The following is a 21064-nucleotide window of genomic DNA, read 5'->3' on the forward strand; positions in this document are numbered from 1 at the left end:
ACTAATAAACAGTTGTTAATTCTTTAGCTTCTTCTACCTCTATAATTTTATTTTTAACATTTCTAAAAGTAATATCTCTAGCTTCTGCATAAGAAATAGAATAACTTCTCTCAAAGCTTCTAAATTCTTTAGGAAATTTTAATAATAATGAATCATAATACCTATCTAATTCATTTTTATTTGGTTTTTCAAACTTTAACCTTAATTGAAAACGTCTTAATAATGCTGTATCAATAATACTTGAATGATTTGTTGCAGCTATTAATAAAGTAGTATTGGGTAGTTGATCAATTTGTTGAATAAGAGTATTCACTAATCGCTTCATTTCTCCAGAATCTTTAGTATCGTAATCACGAGTTTTGCCTATATAATCAAATTCATCTAAAAAAAGAACTGAATTTTCTCGTGAAGCTTTCTTAAATACACTTGTAATATTTTTAGCTGTTTCACCTAACTTCGAAGAAATAATTTCTCCTAAATTCAAAATTAATATTTCCTTATCTAATTTATGAGCTATCGCCTTAGCTGTAGTGGTTTTTCCACAACCAGTGTGTCCATATAAAAGAATTTTATTATCTACTGGTAATTGATATTCACCTAGAATATTTATATACTTAAATTCTTTGAGTAATTGACTTAATATATCCTTATTGCTTTTACTAAAGTGAATATTGCTTAATTCAATTAAAGATGTATCTCTTGACTTTAAAATTAAGTTAGGTAGTATAGTCATTAGTTTATTATGTTTAATAGCACAAAGTTAGTAATCCTAATTAAAAATCACTAGTTTTTATTCTTAGTTATATCTTATAACCTATTTTAACACTGAATTCAATTATTTAATAAATTGATTAGATTGTTATTAGTTAAGTAGTGAACAATTAGTTGTTCACTACTTAACTTTACTATTTTAACCTTTTACATCTGCCATAGAAGCACCAAAATTAAGATGCAAAACATTATTAGTTGGAGTTAATAATGCTGGTACAGATTTTACTCCTACCAATTCTGCTTCTTCAATTCTAGACCTGTTTTCTCCAATATTTACAATTTCAATATTGTCCTTACCTATTAACTTAACAATTTCATGTTCAGCACTTATACATACTGAACAACCTGCGTGATAAAAAATTGATTTACTCATTTTTCTGTGTTTAAAATTTTTAGCAATATTGCTATTACAAATATAGTAAGGATTCCTAACTAAATAAAATTATTAAAGAAATTTAACAAAACATAAAATACCAGTTTTTAAACAAAAAAACTGACACACAGAGAATTAAGCACATTAAAGAAATATAATATAAATGAAAAACTCTAATAATAGATATATTAAAATCTATTAAGTTAAAGATTGTAACCCAATTTATTGAGTGAAATAAGTTAATTGTAGATTAAAATATTAAGTAGTAGAAATCCAATTTACTCCTTTAGTTTTTACTTCACTACCGTAATTTAGGTAATGATTCATATGTATTATTTCACCATTAATATCTTCTAATTCAACTTTTATATTAAAAAGCCCCCATGTCCAAATTACTAATGAACAATTTGTATTATCAGATTTTCTTTCAATGGTTTTAACTGGGTTTCTAAAGGTTTTATGTAGTGTATATTTAACTTTTTTAATAAAAGGCAAATCTTTACCCTCTATAAATAAATATACTTTATATAGTGTTTTACTACTTCTAGATGTATTTTTTTTATAATGAGCAATCAACTCTTTATTTACCCCTTTTTTATTCGGGCTAAAAATCGAGTCACGTACTTTTATATCATATGTTTTTACTCTACTATTCATAACCTCTTAATTTTCTTCAATTTCAGGAGCTTGTTGAATTTCTTCTTCTATTGAATTATTTTCAATAGTGTCTAATTGAGTAACCTCATTTGTTGTTGTTATTCTAGATGAATTCGTTCTTGCAGCAGATTCTCCAAAATAATATCCTATGACTGTACCAACTATACCTCCTAATGAAGCTATTACAAGTTGTAACGCTTTCATTTTATTATTAAAATCTGGAGTAGCTGCCATAGAATACACTATTAAACCAGCAAAAATTATTATGATAACTAAAGCTAAAAAGTGCTTAAAATCATTTATTAAATTAGCAAAAAATTGCGTTGTTACATAAATTAAATTACCATAGTCTTTACTATTAACTTCAGGATTTTTGTACTTACCCCAATTAAAAATTTTAGCAAGCCAGTTTATCATTATTAAACAAGAAAACATAAGCAAAATAAGTATTATAATGCCACTGGAATGTTCTGTTAAAAAAGTTAAGAAGTTTTCCATTATATTTTTAGTTTAATTAATTAAGCTTACACATAGCTAATTTAGTTAAAATGAATTGAAATTCAAATTACAATTCTTTAATTTCTACTTTAAATAAGTTAGTGAATATATTAAAAACAACCTGTGCTTCTTTTTTACGAACTGAAATTGTATACTCGCATGCTAACTCTAATTTTTGATTAATAATTTCAATACTACGTTCTTTTACAATACGTTGCACTTTGTTCATCATATCGTAACCGAAAGTTAACTTATAATGTATATCAATAGTTTTCTCAATAATATCTGAAGCTTCTAAAGCTAATTGAGCAGAAGATCTATACGCATTAATTAAACCACCTACTCCTAATTTAGTTCCTCCAAAATAACGAACGGAAACTATTAAAACATTGGTTACATCAAAAGCCTGAATTTGCCCATAAATAGGTTGCCCTGCAGAATTACTTGGCTCTCCATCATCATTAGCTCTAAACCTTATTTTTTCGGTTCCTAACTGCCAAGCATAACAAAAATGACGTGCGGAATGATGTTGTTTTTTCAAGCCTTCTAAAGCTTTTTTCACATCATCTTCATTAAAAACGGGAAATGCATAACCAAAAAACTTGCTATTCCTATCTTTAAACAGGGTTTCTTCTGAAGGTTTTGTTATTGTTTTATATGTATCTTTTATTTCACTCATTAAGCTATAGTTACTAGAATAATTCCTAAAATAGCCAAAACTACTCCTATTTTATTTTTTAAACTAAAATTCTCTTTAAATAACAGTAATCCAACCAAAGTAGATGCAATAACAATTCCTACATTATTTACTGTAAATAATGTTGAGCTTTCAAAGTTTTTATTTTGCAAAGCTTTAATTAAAAAAACAATTGAATAATAATTAGGAATCCCTAATATAACACCAGCTATTATACTTTTCTTTTCTATTTTTTCTCTTGAAATCAATTGCTTTACTATCAAAATTACTATTCCAAAAAAAGCAGCAAAACCAAATAAACTACCCGAGAAAAAATCAACACCATCAATAGTTACAAAATTAGTTTCTACATATTTTAAAGTTGTATCTATAACTCCAGAACCTAAAAACAATAAAACTGGAAATAACAAACCTGCTTTTGTTGTTGATTTTTTTTCTTTAATTGAAGATAAATATACAGCTATCAAAGCTACTAATATACCTATTACCTTTAAAACTGTTACGCTTTCATTATATAAAATAATACCAAAAACAATAGGCACAACTACTGACATTTTTCCAGCAATCGAAGCAACTGAAACACCGTTATATTGAGCTGTCATAGCCATTACAAAGAAAATTGAAACAAACAACAAGCCTAATGAAACTGCTCCATAAAACCAAGGTTGCAAATTTATTGTTGCTAATTCACTAAAAGCATTTGCTGAAAACATACCTAGAGTAAAGGCTACTAAATAATTTACAACAATAGCTTGTAAAGTATTTACTTTATAAATATTAAAATACTTAAATATTACAAATAAAGACGTTGAAAACACAACGCTTAACACTAAATATATCATCCTATAAAAACTCTTTTCTATTTAATAAATTAACTACATCTTCAGTTTCTGGATTTATATTCCATACATGGATTCCCATATTTTTTGCTATATCTGTATTTTCTTTTGTATCATCAATAAAAATTGTTTCTGAGGCTAATAAATTATTTTCTCCTAATACAAACTCATAAATATTCTCATTAGGCTTACGTAAATTAATTTCATGCGATAAATAAAATTGCTCAAAACAATTTTTAAACTCCTGGTATAAGTTATTTCCCCAATCATTTTGAATCCAAGAAATATGCAATTCATTAGTATTACTCAATAAAAATAAACGATACTTACTTGATTTTTCAAGCTCTTTTAAAAACTCTAACCTGTGTAATGGAAAATTTAATAAAATGGCATTCCAAGCATTAATCAAATCCTTTTTAGCTATATTAAATTTTTTATGGTAAAAATCAATAAACTCTTTGGTAGTAATTAACCCCATTTCATATCTGTAATATACTTGCATCATCTCTTCAGAAACTTCTGTTACTCCTAACTTTGCTAATTCCTTGTATGTTGCCTGCTTATCTAAATTGATGAATACATCACCAAAATCAAAAATGATATTTTTAATCATTTATATAGGTTCTTAATATATCGTTACTTAATTTTTCTTCGGAAATCAATGTTCCTTTAAAATTTGGATTTCTTACTCCTTCTTGAAATTTATTATCACCAATAAAGATTTTTGCTTCATCCCATAAATTTGCATCAATAAATGTTTGTAAAGTTTGTTTCCCTCCTTCAACAATAATTGATTGTATTTGATGTTTATGTAATACTTCACAAATTTGTTGAGCTATTTCTATTGAAAAATCAATTTGCTCTATGTGATATTTAAATCCACTAATTTTATCTACTGATCCATTTTTATTTGTACTTGAATCAATTATTATTATTGTTTTAATAGATTCATCAAAAATATTAGTTTCTAATGGAATTCTTAAGTTTTTATCAATAACAATTCTTACAGGATTATTTCCTGACCAACTTCTTACATTTAACTTTGGATTATCAGCTATAACAGTATTTGTGCCGACTAAAATAGCATGCTCTTCACTTCGCCATTTGTGCACTAACTGTTGTGAATATGAATTTGAAATCCATATTGGTTTTTGTTCACTCTTAGTTAAAGGTGCTATAAAACCATCAAGTGTTTCAGCCCATTTTAAAATAATGTAAGGACGTTTTTTATTTTGAACAGTAAAAAAACGTTTATGATGCTCAAAACATTCTTTTTCTAACACCCCTACCGTAACACTACAACCTTCTTTTTTTAAACGTTCAATACCTTTTCCCGCAACTAAACTATTTGTATCTAAACAACCAATTACAACATTAGAAATTTTCATTTTTATTATTAAATCAGCACATGGTGGCGTTTTTCCATAATGTGAACATGGCTCCAAGGTTACATATATTGTCGCATTTTTTAATAGCTCTTTATTATTTACTGAATGAATAGCATTTACTTCAGCATGATTACCACCATAAGGAGAAGTAAACCCCTCTCCTATTATTTTATTATTTAATACAATAACTGCTCCTACTGAAGGGTTAGGTCTAACTGTTCCAATTCCTTTTTTAGCTAATTGTAAACAGCGGCCCATATACTTTTCGTGATTCAAAATAATCTAAAATTTTATTTTCTCTGTTTTATCAATTGGATACGTACTAGAAAATCCTAGTACTTTATACTTTATGTTTCCTTTAAAAGTAACATCTAAGCTTTTATTTAATACTGAATTTAGAATTCCACCTAAAATACCTCCTTTATTATTTTCAAATACTTTTTTTGATGGAATTATAACTTTTAAAGGAATAGAAAACTCTTTATTTGCTGGTACTTTAAATTGTTCAGAAAATACTTCAGCTACTTCACTTCCGTTAATAATTACCTTTACTTTGTCTGTAGAAATCTTACCTCCAATATCATTTTCATTTTTAAAATATGCCATGGCTTTTAAACGAATGGTATCCATTTTAAAAGACACAATTTTAATATCATCTAATTTTAAAAAAATTGGTTTCTTTTTAACAGAACAACTTGTTATAAATAAAAATAGTATTGAAAAATAGGTGAATCTTTTCATCATTTTTGTATTTAATTTTAAGTAATTTTGTACGTACAAAAATACTACATTCCTATGATACCATCTGATTTTATTATAAGAGAAATTAAACCTGAGGATAATAAACAAATTGCTACCGTTATTCGTAATGTTTTAATTGAGTTTGGTGTACCTAAAGTTGGTACTGCTTATGAAGACAGTGCTACTGATGAAATGTATGAAACTTATCAAGAAGAGAATGCTGGTTATTATATTATTGAACACAAAAATAAAATAGTTGGAGGTGCTGGTTTTTCTAAACTCGACAATTTTGAAGGTAATGTTTGTGAGTTTCAAAAGATGTATTTTTTACCTATAGCTAGAGGAAAAGGACTTGGAAGTAAGCTTATTGATTTTTCTTTAAAAGAAGCCAAAAAACAAGGCTTTGAACACTGCTATTTAGAAACTATGCCCTATATGGATGCTGCTAGAGCTTTATATAAAAAAAATGGTTTTGTTAACTTAGATAAACCTATGGGAGATACTGGGCATTTTTCCTGCAATGTATGGATGATTAAAGAATTATAAAACTGAAGACTTTATACAATGACAATTAAAGAGTTTAAAAATAATTTCATTTATCAACTATCACCAGTTTATCCACAAACTGAAATAGATACCTTTTTCTTTTATTTAATAGAAGAGTATTTAAATTTACAACGTATAGATATTACTTTACAGCCTAATTTTGAAATTTCTTCTGAAAATGAAACTCTTTTAAATAAAGCTTTAGCACGATTAAAAAAAGAAGAACCCATACAATATATTTTAGGTAAAACTGAGTTTTATGGATTACCTTTTCATGTAAATAGACACACATTAATTCCTCGTCCAGAAACAGAAGAGCTGGTTGAGTGGATTATTTCTGAAGTAAAAGAAATCAGAACAAATAATCAAACAAAATCTTTATCTATCCTAGATATCGGTACAGGTTCGGGATGCATCCCTATAAGTTTAAAAGTTAATATTGATAATTCTACGATTTGTGCTATTGATGTTTCTGAAGAAGCTTTAAAAATAGCTAAGCATAATTCAGATTTAAATAATTCTCTTGTCCAATTTTTAAATTTAGATATATTAAAAGCAGATTCTTTAAATGTTTTTACGAAAAAAACAACATCTGATGAAATCATTAAGTTTAACATTATTGTTTCTAATCCCCCATATGTAAGGAACTTAGAAAAAATAGAAATTAAAAATAATGTTTTACAAAATGAACCTCATTTAGCCTTATTTGTTGAAGATGACAATCCTTTAATTTTTTATACTAAAATAGCCGATTTAGCAAAAAAACATCTTTCTTCTGACGGTTTTCTTTTCTTTGAAATAAATCAATATTTAGGAAGCCAAACTGTTGGAATGCTTCATCAAAAAGGATTTAAAAACATTGAACTTCGTAAAGATTTGTTTGGAAACAATAGAATGATTAAAGCAAACTTATAGCTTTTACTTCTTTCATTACTTTCTCTAAACAACTTATTAAGTCATAAATTTCTACTTCGTTATAACTAGCAAAACCTATTCGCAATGAATTATGATTGTTATTTCCAAGATCATATCGTTTCCAATCTCCAATTATTAAATTATACTTCAAAGCCTTCTCTTCAACTACCTTCCAAGAGTACTTTTTATTTAAAACAACCCAAATAGCCATTCCTCCTTTTGGAATATCAAATTCTAAAAATTCTGAAAGTTTTTCTTTTAATAATTTACAAAACAAATCTCTACGCTGTTTATATATTTTCAAAACCTTTCTAATATGTCTATCTAAATCTCCCGATTTTATAAAATCCGCAAAAGTCAACTCTAATAAAGCATCTCCTTGCCTATCTATATACCTTCTACAACTAGATGCTTCATCTACAAACTCTTTAGAAGCTATCAAGTAACCTATCCTGAAAACTGGCGCCACTGTTTTACAAATAGATCCGATGTATATTACGTTTCCATGAATGTCATGACTTGCCAATGGTAAAATTGGTGCATGATTATAATTAAAGTCATAATCATAATCATCTTCAATGATTGCAAATTGATGTTGTTTTGCTAAATTCAATAAATGAATTCTTCTTTCAGCAGATAAAGTTACTGTTGTAGGATGATGATGATGAGAAGTTACATACACAGCCTTAATTTTTTTCTTTTTACATATATCTTCTAACTCAGTAATACATAAACCATCATTATCAACTCGTATACGAACTAATGTTGCTTCATGTTGCAAAAAAGTAGTATCTGCCGATGAATAATTTGTTGCACCAACAACAATTACATCCTCTTTTTTTAATAATAACTGTGTACTAAGCCATATTCCCATTTGACTTCCTCTAGTTATTAATATATTGTTTTTTGTTATTTGTAAACCTCTTGTTTCATTCAAATAAGTAACTAAAACTTCTCTTAATCTATCATTTCCATACGTAGAACCATACGATAAATGTTCAAAAACATCTTTCTTCCCTGCTATTTTTCTATAAACTCTAGCTAGCTCAATTGTTGGTGTAAGCCTGCTATCTGAAACACCATCATTTAGGTATATTTTTTCTTTTTCTTTTTGATTTGTTTTAACACTTAACAACTCATTTTTATAAAACGAAAACCCGCTAACTGTGTTTTTATTGTTACTCGTAGTTTTATCAAATACACGAAGTTGTAATAATGGTAAATCTGCCTTAACAAATGTTCCTTTTTTAGGAATTGACTCTACCCAACCTTGCAAATCAAGTTCTTCATAACACGCTACAATAGTCTTTCTATGTACTTTTAACAATTCCGCTAAAGTTCTTGTTCCTAATAATTTAGTATTTGCTGGTAATACTCCACTTTTTATAAATGCAATTAATTGATTTGCTAATTGTAAATAAATAGGTTGGTTACAACTTTTATCAAATTTAAAGCTAGTTTTATAAGGAAACATCTGGACTATTAATTATTTTAATTCTGGACTAATATTATAGTCCATAAATGTAATACTTTTGATTATACAAAACAAACACATCATTACATTAACTAAGCCATTAAAAGGAAGATATGACAGTACAAGATTTACAACAAACAGAATATAATGAATATTATTCAAGATATATAAATAAAGTATCAAAAGACACTAGCTTAATAAAAGGCTTTGAAGATGATAGAAAAATGGTTGTTGACTTTTTCTCATCAGTTCCTGAAAACAAACTTGAATATCGATACCAGCCTGAAAAATGGACAATCAAAGAATTACTTCAACATATTATTGATACTGAAAGAATATTTATTTACCGCTTTCTTCGAATCAGTAGAAATGACAAAACGGCTTTAGCTGGTTTTGATCAAGATATATACATTGATCCCTCTATGGCTAACAACAAGTCTTTAGAAGAGTTAATTAATGAATTTAATAGTACTCGTTCTTATTCTATAAACTTAATTGAAAGTATTTCTGATGAAAATTTAAAAAACATAGGTACAGCTAGTGATTCAACTATATCAGCTAGAGCTTGTACTTTTATATTATTAGGCCATAGTGTTTGGCATATAGAAGTAATCAAAGAAAGGTACTTATAATGTTAGAGATTAGACCTAATTGTGAACATTGCAATAAAGATTTACCCTATAATTCTGAAGAAGCAATGATATGCTCATTTGAATGTACCTATTGTAAAGAATGTGCTTTAGAACTTTTTGAGAATGTATGTCCTAGTTGTAGTGGTAATTTTATTCAACGTCCAATTAGACCCTCTTTTCATTTAAAAAAATATCCCGTATCAAAAGAACGAGTTTTTATCCCAAAAAATAAAAACTTAACAAAACAAAATACAGAAGCTTACAAAAATATCATACCGATAAAAAGGTGATTTTTTACTAAAACAATAAACTTAAAAATTATGATTACCATTAGAATAGCAACTACCTCTGATGCTGAAATTCTTGCCCTATTAGGTAGAATTACTTATTCTGAATCTCATGGAGAATACATTGACAATAAAAAACACCTGTTAAATTATAACAATGAGGCTTTTTCCTTAAAAAAAATAAAAGAATCTTTAAGTGACACTAATAATCTATTCTACCTAGTCTATGTAAACAATTTACCCGTTGGATATGCTAAACTAGTTTTAAGAGCTACTTTTAATAATGAAACACCTGAAAATTCATGTCGACTGGAACGAATTTATATTCTTAATGAGTTTCTACCATTAAAAATTGGTCAGCAATTATATGATATTCTTATAAACAAAGCTATCTCTTTAAATTTTGACTGTATTTGGCTTTCTGTTTACATAAAAAACAATAGAGCCATACAATTTTATCTAAAAAACAATTTCAAAAAAATTGGAAGTTTACAATTTAAAGTAGATGAAACTGAATATGAAAATACAGTTTTTTCAAAAAAAATAGAGCGTATTTAAAACAACTAAACTGATGAATGAATATACAAAATCAAAACTAAACAGGGTAAAAAGAGGTGCCAATAGAGCTATTTATGATGTTGAAAAAATCAATACTATTTTAGATGCAGGTTTTTTATGTTATGTAGGTTACATATATGATGGTAAACCTATTACTATCCCAATGGCATATTGTAGAAAGGGAGATAAAGTTTACATCCATGGTTCTACAGCCAACAGAATGCTTTTATCAATTTTAGAAAGTGAAGAAACATCAATAACAGTAGTGCATTTAGACGGTTTGGTATTAGCCCGTTCAGGGCTTCATCATTCAGTAAATTACAGATCTGTAACTCTTTTTGGAAGCTTAAAAAAAATTGAAAAAGACTCAGATAAAACTGATATACTAGAATGGATAGTTAATCAAATGGTACCAAACCATTGGGATTCTTTAAGGCCAATGTATCAAAAAGAATTAGACAGAACATTAGTTGTAGAAATGACTATTGAAACAGCTTCAGCTAAAGTAAGAGATGTTGGTGTTGCAGATGAACCTGAAGATTACGAATTACCTATATGGGCAGGAATTGTTCCTATAAAACAAATTGCTGAATACCCGATTCCTGATAAAGGTAAACCTGAAAACATGGAAATACCTAAACATATAATAGATTATTATGAAGCGAACAAATAGCTTCTTTCTTTAAATATTAATATTTTAGCTTCTGATTTTTTAACTATCATAAAAATGAAGAAGCTTTTTAAGTTTATAGGAATTATTTTATTGTTTTTTGTTTTAGCTATTGGTGTTTTTTATTTTATAAATAATGAGCCACTTCCTAAAGGAAAGGAAGGAAAAGAAGCTGATGCTTTAGCAATAAAAGTAATTAATTCATTACATCATGAGGCTTTTGAAAATACTGAAGTAATAGAATGGAGCTTTAGAGGAAAACACTTTTATAAGTGGATGAAAAGAGAAGGATATGTAATTATTGAATGGGATAATTATATCGTACACTTATTTCCTAATCAACCACAAAAAAATATACTGTTTAATAAAGAAAAAGTAAAAATAAAAAATCCAGACTCAAAAATATTTCAACAAGCACATAGTTTTTTTAATAATGATTCTTTTTGGTTAGTTGCTCCTTATAAAATTTTTGATAAAGGCACAAAAAGAAGTATCGTTGAACATAATAATAAAGATGCTCTTTTAATTACTTACACTTCCGGTGGATCGACTCCAGGAGATTCTTATTTATGGATACTAGATGATAACTACTACCCTATATCTTATAAAATGTGGACAAGTATTATTCCTATTGGCGGTGTTTCAGCAACTTGGTCTGATTGGAAAAAAACTGAAGCTGGTATACAGCTACCTACCAAACACAAACTTTCTTTATTTGGCGTTGAATTAAACATGGGAGAAGTTAAAGCTTATAATAACAATGCTAACATATTAGCTAAGAAGGTATTGAAAGCAATAAAACATGAAGCTTATAAAAAAACTAAATTTTTAGAGTGGAGTTTTGCAGGAAAAAGACATTATAAATGGAATAAAGAACAACATAATGTTTATGTTAGTTGGGATACAATTCAAGTAAATTTATATCCAAATAAATTAAATAAAAGTACCGTTTCTTATAATGATGTTTTACAGAAAAACCCTAATTTTAAAATCATTCAAAAAGCGAATGATCTTTTTAATAATGATAGTTTTTGGTTGATAGCCCCTCATAAACTATTTGAAGATGGAATTATTAGAACCATTAAAAAAATAAATAGTAAAGATGCTTTATTAGTAAAATACACAACTGGTGGAACAACACCTGGTGACTCTTATCTTTGGTTTTTAGATTCTAATTATGTTCCTAAAAGCTATAAAATGTATGTTCCTAGCATGAAAATGAACGGAGTTGATGCAACATGGGACAACTGGATAACTACTAATAGTGGAACTTTACTCCCAACAAGTCATACTTTCGGAAAGAATAGAATTTTAAGTATGGGAGACGTAAAAGGAACTAATTAAACACTACCCTGTAAACTGTTTTCAATACTACACTACTAAATTAATGAGATTTTTTAATTAATTATATCCAGTATGTTTTCAGTATCTTTGACTTACTAAGAAAAAAAATGCAGACCTTAAACCTATGGGTACTAAAAAAATTCATGCTCAACCTCCTGAAGAATTAACTGGAATTAAATTAACTAATATACCTTCATCTGCGGTAGGAGCTAAAGCAATTGCATCAGCTTTAACCCATGTTAATGAAGAAGTTGGATTGATAAAAGGAATTGGGTTACTGTCTAAAATAAATCAAAAAGATGGATTTGATTGTCCGGGTTGTGCCTGGCCTGATCCGGATGAAAAACGCGCCTTTTTAGCTGAATATTGTGAAAATGGTGCGAAAGCAATTGCTGAAGAAGCAACTAAAAATAGAGTTTCTCCAATGTTTTTTTCTACACACTCAATTCAAGAACTTTCTAAGTTATCCGATTATGAAATCGGTAAAAGTGGTAGAATAACTCACCCTATGATTTTAAAAGAAGGGTCTGATTATTATGAAGAAATATCTTGGAACGATGCTTTTAGTTTAGTAGGGAAAGAATTGAACAACCTAGAATCTCCAGATGAAGCTATTTTTTATACCTCAGGTAGAACTAGTAACGAAGCTGCTTTTCTTTATCAACTTTTCGTACGCCAATTCGGAACAAATAATTTACCAGATTGCTCAAATATGTGTCATGAAAGTAGTGGTGCTGCACTTTCTGAAACTCTTGGTATTGGTAAAGGGTCAGTTACTTTAGATGATTTTAATCATGCTGATTTAGTAATTGTAATGGGTCAAAACCCTGGAACAAATCATCCTAGGATGTTAACCGCACTTAGCGAGACTAAAAAAAATGGAGGTAAAATAATTACAGTAAATCCACTACCAGAAGTGGGGTTACTTAACTATAAAGATCCACAAAATCCTTTAAAGTGGATTGGTAAAGGTCAGGATTTAACTGACTTATTTTTACAGGTTAAGATAAATGGTGATGTTGCTTTATTAAAAATAATATTAAAAATAATGAAAGAAAAAGAATTAGAGCAACCTAATTCTGTATTCAATCATAAATTTATAAAAGAAAAAACATCAGGTATTGATGAGTTTTTAGAGGATTTAGACAATTACTCAATAGAGAGTTTATTACCACAAACAGGACTTACTTTAAAACAAATTAAAGATGCTAGTGAATTAATCATTAACAATGACAAAATAATTATTTGCTGGGCTATGGGGTTAACTCAACATAAAAACTCTGTTGATAATATTCGTGAAGTTGTAAACCTTTTATTATTAAAAGGAAGTATTGGAAAAAAAGGAGCAGGTACTTGCCCTGTTAGAGGTCACTCAAATGTTCAAGGAGACCGTACAATGGGAATATGGGAAAAACCTAAAGAAGATTTTTTAAATAAATTAGAGAAAGAATTTTCTTTTAATGCTCCTAGAAAACATGGCTATGATGTTGTAGCTGCTATTGAAGCAATGCACAAAAAAGAGGCTAAAGTTTTTATAGGAATGGGGGGTAATTTTATTTCTGCTACTCCAGATACTGAATTTACTGCCAAAGCATTGCAAAATTGTAATTTAACAGTTCATGTTTCTACAAAACTAAATAGGAGTCACTTAATACATGGAAGGCAAGCACTTATCCTTCCTTGTCTAGGTCGTTCAGAAAAAGATAATCAAGAATCAGGAGATCAATTTGTAACTGTAGAAAACTCTATGGGAGTTGTACATCAATCACAAGGACATTTAAATCCTTTATCAAAACACCTGCTTAGTGAACCTGCAATTGTTGCAGGACTAGCAAATGCTACTTTAAAAAACTCCAAAGTAAACTGGAGTGAATTAATTACTAATTATGATTTCATAAGAGATAAAATTGAAGCTACTATAAATGGTTTTGATAACTATAATGAACGTGTTCGTATTAAAGGTGGTTTTTATTTACCTAATAATGCACGTGATAATGATTTTAAACCCACTAAAACTAAAAAAGCAAATTTCACCACTAATAAACCATCAGAAATTAAGCTAGAAGATGATCAATTTATTATGATGACAATACGTACTCATGATCAATATAACACTACTATATATGGTTTAGATGATAGATATAGAGGTGTATTAAATGAACGTCGTGTTATTTTCATGAATCCAAATGACATGAAAAAGATTGGAGTACAAAAATTAGACAAAGTTGATTTAACAAGTCATTTTCAGGGACAAGAAAGACATGCGAAAGGTTTTTTAGTAATTCCATATAGTATTCCTAATCAATGTACAGCTACTTATTTTCCTGAAGCAAACGTTCTAGTTCCAATAAAAAGTAAAGCTGATATTAGTCACACACCTACTTCAAAAACGATAATTATAACATTACAAAAAGTAAGCTAAAAACTTAATATTTAGGTAATAAAAAAACACTATAGTAACTATAGTGTTTTTTTATTGTAAATGATTTTATTTAATCTCTTCTTCGTTTTCTACCAAAACCAGAATTTGATTTTCTAGGAGATGAATCTCCACCACCACTGCTTCTTCTTCTTCCAAAACTCTTGTTAGATGAGCTTCCTGAATCATTATTACTTCTTCGCTTACCTCTAAATCCACCACCGCTATTATTACCACGGCTACGACCTCTACCTCTACTTCCACCACCTCTATCACTCTTAGTGATTTCTATGTTTACAGTACGTCCTTCAAAATCTGGTCTATTCTTTTCAAAAGAAGCAAGAGTTTCGCTTTCAAAGTTTTTATCTATTTCAAAAAATGAAAAAGTATCTAAAATATCGATAGCTCCTATCTCAACTTTATCCGATATGTTTTGCTCATTAATAAGTCCTATTAACTTTGCTGGATTTAAACGATCTTTTCTCCCTAAATTAATGAAAAAACGAGTCATATCTTCATTTACTGATCTTCCTCTAGAATTATCTCTTGAAGATAAATCGTTTAAATCTGGTGCCTTCTCATAGTATGATAAAAAGCTATTAAACTCTATAGAAACAAACTTTTGAATTAATTCTTCTCTAGTTAAATTTTCTAATTTTTCATAAATACTTGGTAAAAAACTTGCTATTTCATTTTCTTTTACTTCAGTATTCTCTACTTTATCTATTAAATGAAATAATTGTTTCTCACATATCTCTTTCCCAGTAGGTACAGGTGTATGAACAAATTTTTTCTTTAAAATTCTTTCTATTGGATTTAAACGTCCACGTTCTTTCTTAGTTACTAAAGCAATAGAAATTCCTTTATTTCCTGCTCTACCTGTTCTACCACTTCTATGGTTGTAATTTTCAATTTGGTCAGGTAACTTATGGTTAATAACATGTGTAAGACTATCAACATCTAAACCACGTGCAGCAACATCAGTAGCTACTAACATTTGAATATTTTTCTTACGAAATTTTTCCATAACGCTATCACGTTGTGCTTGTGATAAATCACCATGCAATGCATCAGCACTATAACCATCTCTAATTAAAAAGTCAGCTACTTCTTGAGTTTCCCTACGTGTTCTACAAAATACAATCGCATAAATATTAGGGTTTACATCTGCCACTCTTTTAAGTGCAGGATAACGTGTTCTTTCCGTTACCAAATAATATTCATGGCTTACATTTTCTGACCCTTGATTTTTCTGTCCAGAAGTAATCTCAGCAGGATTGCTCATATAATTCCTAGCAATTGCTTCAACTTCTCTTGGAAAAGTTGCAGAAAACAATAATGTTTGTTTTGTTTCAGGGGTAGCTTCTAATACCTTATCTAACTCATCTTTAAAGCCCATATTAAGCATTTCATCAGCTTCATCTAAAACTAACCACTTAACATTACCTAACTTTAATGCTCTTCTTTTTATTAAATCTACCGTTCTACCAGGAGTTCCAATAACTATTTGGGCACCTCTTTTAAGTTGCTTTATTTGTTGATCTATGTTAGCACCACCATATACTGTTGCTACCTTTAATTCCGGAATGTATTTTGAAAAACTTTCAATGTTTTTACCAATTTGTACAGCTAATTCTCTAGTTGGAGATAAAATAATAGCTTGAGTATTATTATCTTTCTCGTTAATTAACTCAATAATAGGTAAGCTAAATGCTGCTGTTTTACCAGTTCCTGTTTGAGCAAAAGCTTTTAAATCTTGGTCAGATCCTATTATTTGTGGAATTGCTTTTTGTTGAATTACGGTTGGCGTTTCATACCCTAAATCAATTAATGCTTTGCTTATAGGCTCTTTCAAGCCTAATTCTAAAAATGTTGACATACTGTGAATTTAAACGAACCCACAGATGCCCACCTATGAATTCTTTTTATTTTTAATTATCTCTGTAGTGAGATTTTGGACGGCGCAAAAGTACGCTAATTTATTAATATAAGGTGCAGAGAGTTATTTTTTTTGTAATTCTTTAAATTGTTGCTCTATATCATAAGCAGAAGTACTTGTGTAATCATTCTTTACAATTCCATTTTCATCTACTATTACTAAACGAGAAAACTCACTAGTTAAGAAATTAAAAGCTTTACTATTTTCAGGTATCTTATATTGATACCTAATAGGTACATTCTTTGTAAATTTACCTTTAACTCTAGAATTAACTAGTATAAAATTAATTTCTGGATATTTTTTAATAAAATAATTAACCCTTGACGCTATTCTTTCTCGTGAATTAACTTTTTGGCTTTTAAAGAAAATAACCGTTTTTTTATTTCTTATAATTTTTGAAACATCTACCCAGTTACCTGTTGGAGCCTCTAATTTAAAATCAGGAATTCTTTTATCAATTTTTATCTGTTTGATATCATTAATAAGACGTTGAATTTTTTTCTTATTTTCTATATCTCTACTTAATTCAAAGTATCTATGAAAAACATCTTTATATGAATTACTTTTAGTTCTTTTGTTAAAATGATAAACTACAGTACTATATAAAAATCTATCTTTTATTTTCTCATCAGTTAGTTCCTGATTAATATTATTTAATAGACTTTTTACAAAGATTTGAGATTTCTCATCTGAGCCTTTTAAATAAGCTTCATTATAAATTTTGTTAATTACATACCTATAATAAGGGCCATAAAACATTAAAGAATCTCTACCTAATTCTATTTTATCTCTATAGCTAAAATAATTACTATCTAATGGCTCTTCATTTTCAATATTATCTATTGAATATGTTTCTAAATTTGAATAAACAGGATATGTTAATGATATATTTAATATATCTAAAAATTCTAAAGGTTCTTCCCTATGTTCTTTTTTATATTTTTTTAGAATACTTTGTTTACTTAGTAATAAGGAATCAATTTTTGAAATAAATTTGAATTTCTCAAGCTTTTTGTTATCAAATAACCTTCTTTTATCTTCTTCATGTTTCAAAAAAGTTTCTATTAAAAGATTATTTCTTTCAGCATTTTTACCACTAAAAACTAAAGACTCATCAAAATCCCATGTATTCAATCTAAAAAGTAAACTATCAGAAGGTTGAATATACACATATTGATATTCAGGTCCATGATCAAAAATATATAATCCTTCTTTAAAATTTTCATACTTACCCATAAAAGTATTGTCTTTAGAAAGCATAATGGTATCTCTAAAGTTTTTGTGATCAGATAAAATAACATAACAACCTTTTGGATTTATAATTTTACCTCCAAAATAAGTGTACTTAGTTTTATTTGGAGTATTACAACCAATAATTGTTGTTAAAAGTAAGAAGGGAATTAAATATTTTGTCATACTGTTTTATGTGTATGCATTAAAGCAACATCCAAAAATAAATATCAATTAAGAATAACCTTGTTAATTCGTTGTTAAAAGAATTTAAAATTTTCCAAATTTATAATCTTAAAATTTTCTATCCAAATTCTTTTAAACTCTTTATATTTTATACTTTTGCACCGGAATTTAAAATTTTATAAATGTTATCAGTTTCTAATTTATCAGTTCAGTTTGGTAAAAGAATTTTATTTGATGAGGTAAATACAAAATTTACTCAAGGTAATTGTTATGGTATTATTGGAGCAAATGGAGCAGGAAAATCTACTTTTTTGAAGATTTTATCTGGAGATTTAGATCCTACTTCAGGGCAAGTTCATCTAGAAGCAGGAAAAAGAATGTCTGTTCTTTCTCAAAACCATTACGCCTTTGATGAAGTACCAGTTTTAGAAGCTGTTATTATGGGAAATAAAGACTTATTTGCCATAAAAAAGGAAATTGATGCATTATATGCCGATTATACTGATGAAAATGCTGAGAAAATAGGTGAACTTCAAGTAAAATTTGAAGAAATGAATGGTTGGAATGCAGATTCTGATGCAGCTTCAATGCTATCTAACTTAGGTATTAAAGAAGAATACCATTATTCTTTAATGAAAGATTTAGATGGTAAACAAAAAGTACGTGTGTTATTAGCACAAGCTTTATTTGGTAGTCCTGATGTATTGATAATGGATGAGCCTACCAATGATTTAGATTTTGAAACTATTTCTTGGTTAGAAAACTTCTTAGCGAATTATGACAATACAGTTATTGTTGTGTCGCATGACCGTCACTTTTTAGATGCTGTATGTACGCACATTTCAGATATTGATTTTTCAAAAATTAATCATTTCTCTGGTAATTATACTTTCTGGTATGAATCTAGTCAATTAGCGGCTAAGCAAAGAGCACAACAAAACAAAAAGGCTGAAGATAAAAAGAAAGAGTTAGAGGAGTTTATTCGTCGTTTTTCTGCAAACGTAGCTAAATCTAAGCAAGCTACTTCTCGTAAAAAGATGATTGAAAAACTAAATGTAGAAGATATTAAACCTTCAAGTCGTCGATATCCTGCCATTATTTTTGAAAGAGACAGAGAGGCTGGTGATCAAATTTTAAATATAGAAGGACTTTCTAAAACTGATGCTGAAGGAGAATTATTATTTTCTAATATAGATATTAACTTAAATAGAGGTGACAAAGTAGCTATAATATCTAAAAACTCTAAAGCAACAACTGCATTCTATCAAGCCATCACAGATAATGATAAGGCTGATAATGGTAAATGTAGCTGGGGAGTTACTACCACACAATCATATCTTCCTTCTGATAACTCTGCATTTTTTCAAAATGGTGAATTAAACTTAGTTGACTGGTTACGTCAATATGCAAAAACTGAAGAAGAAAGAGAAGAAGTTTTTTTAAGAGGTTTTTTAGGGAAAATGATTTTCTCTGGTGAAGAAGCCTTAAAGAAAAGCAATGTTCTATCTGGAGGTGAAAAAGTACGTTGCATGTTATCTAGAATGATGATGACTAGAGCGAATATTTTACTAGTTGACGAACCAACAAATCACCTCGATTTAGAATCTATACAATCATTAAACAACTCGTTAATCAACTTTAAAGGAACAATATTGTTTACAACACATGATCATGAGTTTGCACAAACAGTAGCTAATAGAATTATAGAAATAACACCTAAAGGTGTAATTGATAAGTACGCTACTTTTGATGAATATTTAAGTGATCCAAAAGTAAAAGAATTAAGAGCTAAAATGTATTCTTAATAAATTTAAAGTACATTTATTCTTTAGAAATACAAATAAAACTCCCTAGAATTTAATTTTAGGGAGTTTTTAATTATAAGCTTAAAACTAATTACATACTGAACAATATTTTTTCTTATTTTCAATACTTAAGTAATATATTTATTTTTCACTAAAATTAAAACAAGTTAATGAATTGGCAACAAGCTTTATCAGACTATATAAATTATCTCAAAATTGAACGTGGTTTAGCTAAAAACTCCATTGAAAGTTATCAAAGAGATATAAAAAAACTTATTTTATTTATTGACTTATTAAAAGAACACTACTCCCCTATTTACATTTCTTCTAACATAATCAAAGAATTTATTTATGATGTTAGTAAAACTATAAATGCTAGAAGTCAGGCTCGGTTAATTTCTAGTCTTAGGGGCTTTTTTGATTATTTAGTTTTTGAAGATTATAGAAAAGACAATCCTACTGATTTAATTGAAAGCCCCAACATAGGGAGAAAGCTTCCTGACACTATTTCAAAAGATGAAGTAGATTCTTTAATTTCTGCTATAGATTTAAGTCATCCTCAAGGAGAACGAAATAAAACTATAATTGAAACAATTTATAGTTGTGGTCTTCGTGTTAGCGAAGTTATTAATTTACAATTGTCGGATTTATTTTTTGAAGAAAATTACATTAGAATTTTAGGAAAAGGTAATAAATATCGTTTTGTACCTATACATAATACTACTATAAAAAGAATAGAACTTTACATCAATGAAATACGCTCAAACATTCTCCCTAAAAAAGAAGATGAGGACATCATTTTTTTAAACAGACGTGGAAAACGATTAACTCGTCAAATGATATTTATAATTTTAAAAAATTTAGCTACTAAAATAAACCTTAAAAAGAAAATAGGCCCACACACCTTACGCCATTCATTTGCTACTTATTTACTACAAAATGGAGCAGATTTAAGAGTTATACAACAACTATTGGGGCATGAAAGTATTACTACTACAGAAATTTATGTACATGTCGATAGAGAATATCTAAAAGAAGTGGTTACCTTACATCATCCAAGAAGTAATTTAAATACTAAAGAGTAAGGAAAAATAA

22 protein-coding genes are annotated in these 21064 nt (G+C 28.2%); 10 read left to right on the top strand and 12 right to left on the bottom strand.

All coding sequences use genetic code 11. The features are described 5' to 3' along the window. Window position 1: 1 nt before the first annotated feature. From ACKTTQ_RS11165 to ACKTTQ_RS11205, 9 genes are all read right to left on the bottom strand, one after another. On the bottom strand, window positions 2-733 hold the full coding sequence (locus ACKTTQ_RS11165; protein WP_408049246.1) for an AAA family ATPase: 732 nt from the start codon (window positions 731-733) through the stop codon (window positions 2-4). Window positions 734-910: 177 nt separating this feature from the next. Further along, window positions 911-1144, bottom strand: coding sequence for a thioredoxin family protein (locus ACKTTQ_RS11170; RefSeq protein WP_093871062.1), 234 nt, complete (start codon window positions 1142-1144; stop codon window positions 911-913). 258 nt (window positions 1145-1402) lie between these two features. Further along, a complete protein-coding gene (locus ACKTTQ_RS11175; protein WP_093871061.1) occupies window positions 1403-1801 on the bottom strand; it encodes a pYEATS domain-containing protein in 399 nt (132 codons plus the stop codon). 6 nt (window positions 1802-1807) lie between these two features. After that, window positions 1808-2218 (bottom strand): hypothetical protein, encoded by a 411-nt coding sequence (locus ACKTTQ_RS11180; protein WP_093871060.1) that lies wholly within the window; start codon window positions 2216-2218, stop codon window positions 1808-1810. A gap of 148 nt (window positions 2219-2366) precedes the next feature. Next, window positions 2367-2978 carry an IMPACT family protein gene (locus ACKTTQ_RS11185; protein ID WP_113787048.1) on the bottom strand — a complete coding sequence of 204 codons (612 nt, stop codon included), beginning with the start codon at window positions 2976-2978 and terminating at the stop codon, window positions 2367-2369. Next, window positions 2978-3838, bottom strand: a complete 861-nt coding sequence (locus tag ACKTTQ_RS11190) for an EamA family transporter (RefSeq protein WP_408049247.1) — start codon at window positions 3836-3838, stop codon at window positions 2978-2980. The genes ACKTTQ_RS11185 and ACKTTQ_RS11190 overlap by 1 nt, the downstream gene beginning before the upstream one ends. Window position 3839: 1 nt before the next feature. Beyond that, entirely contained in the window at window positions 3840-4448 is a 609-nt protein-coding gene (locus tag ACKTTQ_RS11195; RefSeq protein WP_408049248.1) for an HAD-IA family hydrolase, read from the bottom strand. Continuing rightward, window positions 4441-5481, bottom strand: coding sequence for a bifunctional diaminohydroxyphosphoribosylaminopyrimidine deaminase/5-amino-6-(5-phosphoribosylamino)uracil reductase RibD (ribD, locus tag ACKTTQ_RS11200; RefSeq protein WP_408049249.1), 1041 nt, complete (start codon window positions 5479-5481; stop codon window positions 4441-4443). Before ribD ends, ACKTTQ_RS11195 begins: the two co-directional genes overlap by 8 nt. Window positions 5482-5505: 24 nt before the next feature. Then, window positions 5506-5967: an LEA type 2 family protein gene (locus tag ACKTTQ_RS11205; protein ID WP_233487158.1), complete on the bottom strand. Its 462-nt coding sequence runs from the start codon at window positions 5965-5967 to the stop codon at window positions 5506-5508. Between the two features lie 51 nt (window positions 5968-6018). Here ACKTTQ_RS11205 and ACKTTQ_RS11210 point away from each other — a divergent pair, with 51 nt between their 5' ends. Together ACKTTQ_RS11210 and prmC are read left to right on the top strand one after the other, a co-directional pair. Beyond that, on the top strand, window positions 6019-6510 hold the full coding sequence (locus ACKTTQ_RS11210; RefSeq protein WP_299133656.1) for a GNAT family N-acetyltransferase: 492 nt from the start codon (window positions 6019-6021) through the stop codon (window positions 6508-6510). A gap of 18 nt (window positions 6511-6528) precedes the next feature. After that, the gene (gene prmC / locus ACKTTQ_RS11215; RefSeq protein ID WP_093871054.1) at window positions 6529-7425 is read left to right on the top strand and encodes a peptide chain release factor N(5)-glutamine methyltransferase; all 897 of its coding nucleotides are present in this window, start codon (window positions 6529-6531) and stop codon (window positions 7423-7425) included. Here prmC and pdxR read toward each other — a convergent pair. After that, on the bottom strand, window positions 7409-8899 hold the full coding sequence (gene pdxR, locus ACKTTQ_RS11220) for a MocR-like pyridoxine biosynthesis transcription factor PdxR (protein ID WP_408049250.1): 1491 nt from the start codon (window positions 8897-8899) through the stop codon (window positions 7409-7411). The genes prmC and pdxR overlap by 17 nt on opposite strands. Window positions 8900-9012: 113 nt before the next feature. Between pdxR and ACKTTQ_RS11225 the strand changes: the two genes are divergently transcribed. The 6 genes from ACKTTQ_RS11225 to ACKTTQ_RS11250 all read left to right on the top strand — a co-directional run bounded on the left by ACKTTQ_RS11225 (window position 9013) and on the right by ACKTTQ_RS11250 (window position 14812). Beyond that, window positions 9013-9531, top strand: coding sequence for a DinB family protein (locus ACKTTQ_RS11225; RefSeq protein ID WP_408049251.1), 519 nt, complete (start codon window positions 9013-9015; stop codon window positions 9529-9531). Beyond that, window positions 9531-9821 (top strand): DUF1272 domain-containing protein, encoded by a 291-nt coding sequence (locus ACKTTQ_RS11230; RefSeq protein WP_408049252.1) that lies wholly within the window; start codon window positions 9531-9533, stop codon window positions 9819-9821. Before ACKTTQ_RS11225 ends, ACKTTQ_RS11230 begins: the two co-directional genes overlap by 1 nt. A 30-nt stretch (window positions 9822-9851) precedes the next feature. Further along, window positions 9852-10376, top strand: coding sequence for a GNAT family N-acetyltransferase (locus ACKTTQ_RS11235; protein ID WP_408049253.1), 525 nt, complete (start codon window positions 9852-9854; stop codon window positions 10374-10376). Between the two features lie 13 nt (window positions 10377-10389). Continuing rightward, the gene (locus tag ACKTTQ_RS11240) at window positions 10390-11049 is read left to right on the top strand and encodes a pyridoxamine 5'-phosphate oxidase family protein (RefSeq protein ID WP_299133644.1); all 660 of its coding nucleotides are present in this window, start codon (window positions 10390-10392) and stop codon (window positions 11047-11049) included. Window positions 11050-11103: 54 nt separating this feature from the next. After that, on the top strand, window positions 11104-12390 hold the full coding sequence (locus ACKTTQ_RS11245) for a hypothetical protein (protein WP_408049254.1): 1287 nt from the start codon (window positions 11104-11106) through the stop codon (window positions 12388-12390). Between the two features lie 124 nt (window positions 12391-12514). Next, window positions 12515-14812: an FdhF/YdeP family oxidoreductase gene (locus ACKTTQ_RS11250; RefSeq protein WP_408049255.1), complete on the top strand. Its 2298-nt coding sequence runs from the start codon at window positions 12515-12517 to the stop codon at window positions 14810-14812. 70 nt (window positions 14813-14882) lie between these two features. On the opposite strand, the gene ACKTTQ_RS11255 is transcribed toward ACKTTQ_RS11250, so the two are convergent. Beyond that, the gene (locus ACKTTQ_RS11255) at window positions 14883-16688 is read right to left on the bottom strand and encodes a DEAD/DEAH box helicase (protein ID WP_408049256.1); all 1806 of its coding nucleotides are present in this window, start codon (window positions 16686-16688) and stop codon (window positions 14883-14885) included. 123 nt (window positions 16689-16811) lie between these two features. Further along, complete coding sequence (locus ACKTTQ_RS11260) at window positions 16812-18164, bottom strand: hypothetical protein (protein WP_408049257.1); 1353 nt, start codon at window positions 18162-18164, stop codon at window positions 16812-16814. Window positions 18165-18346: 182 nt separating this feature from the next. Between ACKTTQ_RS11260 and ACKTTQ_RS11265 the strand changes: the two genes are divergently transcribed. Beyond that, on the top strand, window positions 18347-19969 hold the full coding sequence (locus tag ACKTTQ_RS11265) for an ABC-F family ATP-binding cassette domain-containing protein (protein ID WP_408049258.1): 1623 nt from the start codon (window positions 18347-18349) through the stop codon (window positions 19967-19969). Between the two features lie 170 nt (window positions 19970-20139). Then, window positions 20140-21054, top strand: a complete 915-nt coding sequence (gene xerA, locus ACKTTQ_RS11270) for a site-specific tyrosine recombinase/integron integrase (protein WP_408049259.1) — start codon at window positions 20140-20142, stop codon at window positions 21052-21054. The last annotated feature ends 10 nt before the right edge of the window (window positions 21055-21064 follow it).

The sequence above is a fragment of the Tenacibaculum halocynthiae genome (assembly GCF_964512825.1).
GTDB classification, from domain to species: Bacteria; Bacteroidota; Bacteroidia; order Flavobacteriales; family Flavobacteriaceae; genus Polaribacter; species Polaribacter halocynthiae.

Bases quoted from the DNA above. Each gene is read 5' to 3' on its own strand.
- ACKTTQ_RS11165 (WP_408049246.1), bottom strand. From the start codon at position 733: ATGACTATACTACCTAACTTAATTTTAAAGTCAAGAGATACATCTTTA.
- ACKTTQ_RS11170 (WP_093871062.1), bottom strand. From the start codon at position 1,144: ATGAGTAAATCAATTTTTTATCACGCAGGTTGTTCAGTATGTATAAGT.
- ACKTTQ_RS11175 (WP_093871061.1), bottom strand. From the start codon at position 1,801: ATGAATAGTAGAGTAAAAACATATGATATAAAAGTACGTGACTCGATT.
- ACKTTQ_RS11180 (WP_093871060.1), bottom strand. From the start codon at position 2,218: ATGATAAACTGGCTTGCTAAAATTTTTAATTGGGGTAAGTACAAAAAT.
- ACKTTQ_RS11185 (WP_113787048.1), bottom strand. From the start codon at position 2,978: ATGAGTGAAATAAAAGATACATATAAAACAATAACAAAACCTTCAGAA.
- ACKTTQ_RS11190 (WP_408049247.1), bottom strand. From the start codon at position 3,838: ATGATATATTTAGTGTTAAGCGTTGTGTTTTCAACGTCTTTATTTGTA.
- ACKTTQ_RS11195 (WP_408049248.1), bottom strand. From the start codon at position 4,448: ATGATTAAAAATATCATTTTTGATTTTGGTGATGTATTCATCAATTTA.
- ribD (WP_408049249.1), bottom strand. From the start codon at position 5,481: ATGGGCCGCTGTTTACAATTAGCTAAAAAAGGAATTGGAACAGTTAGA.
- ACKTTQ_RS11205 (WP_233487158.1), bottom strand. From the start codon at position 5,967: ATGATGAAAAGATTCACCTATTTTTCAATACTATTTTTATTTATAACA.
- ACKTTQ_RS11210 (WP_299133656.1), top strand. From the start codon at position 6,019: ATGATACCATCTGATTTTATTATAAGAGAAATTAAACCTGAGGATAAT.
- prmC (WP_093871054.1), top strand. From the start codon at position 6,529: ATGACAATTAAAGAGTTTAAAAATAATTTCATTTATCAACTATCACCA.
- pdxR (WP_408049250.1), bottom strand. From the start codon at position 8,899: ATGTTTCCTTATAAAACTAGCTTTAAATTTGATAAAAGTTGTAACCAA.
- ACKTTQ_RS11225 (WP_408049251.1), top strand. From the start codon at position 9,013: ATGACAGTACAAGATTTACAACAAACAGAATATAATGAATATTATTCA.
- ACKTTQ_RS11230 (WP_408049252.1), top strand. From the start codon at position 9,531: ATGTTAGAGATTAGACCTAATTGTGAACATTGCAATAAAGATTTACCC.
- ACKTTQ_RS11235 (WP_408049253.1), top strand. From the start codon at position 9,852: ATGATTACCATTAGAATAGCAACTACCTCTGATGCTGAAATTCTTGCC.
- ACKTTQ_RS11240 (WP_299133644.1), top strand. From the start codon at position 10,390: ATGAATGAATATACAAAATCAAAACTAAACAGGGTAAAAAGAGGTGCC.
- ACKTTQ_RS11245 (WP_408049254.1), top strand. From the start codon at position 11,104: ATGAAGAAGCTTTTTAAGTTTATAGGAATTATTTTATTGTTTTTTGTT.
- ACKTTQ_RS11250 (WP_408049255.1), top strand. From the start codon at position 12,515: ATGGGTACTAAAAAAATTCATGCTCAACCTCCTGAAGAATTAACTGGA.
- ACKTTQ_RS11255 (WP_408049256.1), bottom strand. From the start codon at position 16,688: ATGTCAACATTTTTAGAATTAGGCTTGAAAGAGCCTATAAGCAAAGCA.
- ACKTTQ_RS11260 (WP_408049257.1), bottom strand. From the start codon at position 18,164: ATGACAAAATATTTAATTCCCTTCTTACTTTTAACAACAATTATTGGT.
- ACKTTQ_RS11265 (WP_408049258.1), top strand. From the start codon at position 18,347: ATGTTATCAGTTTCTAATTTATCAGTTCAGTTTGGTAAAAGAATTTTA.
- xerA (WP_408049259.1), top strand. From the start codon at position 20,140: ATGAATTGGCAACAAGCTTTATCAGACTATATAAATTATCTCAAAATT.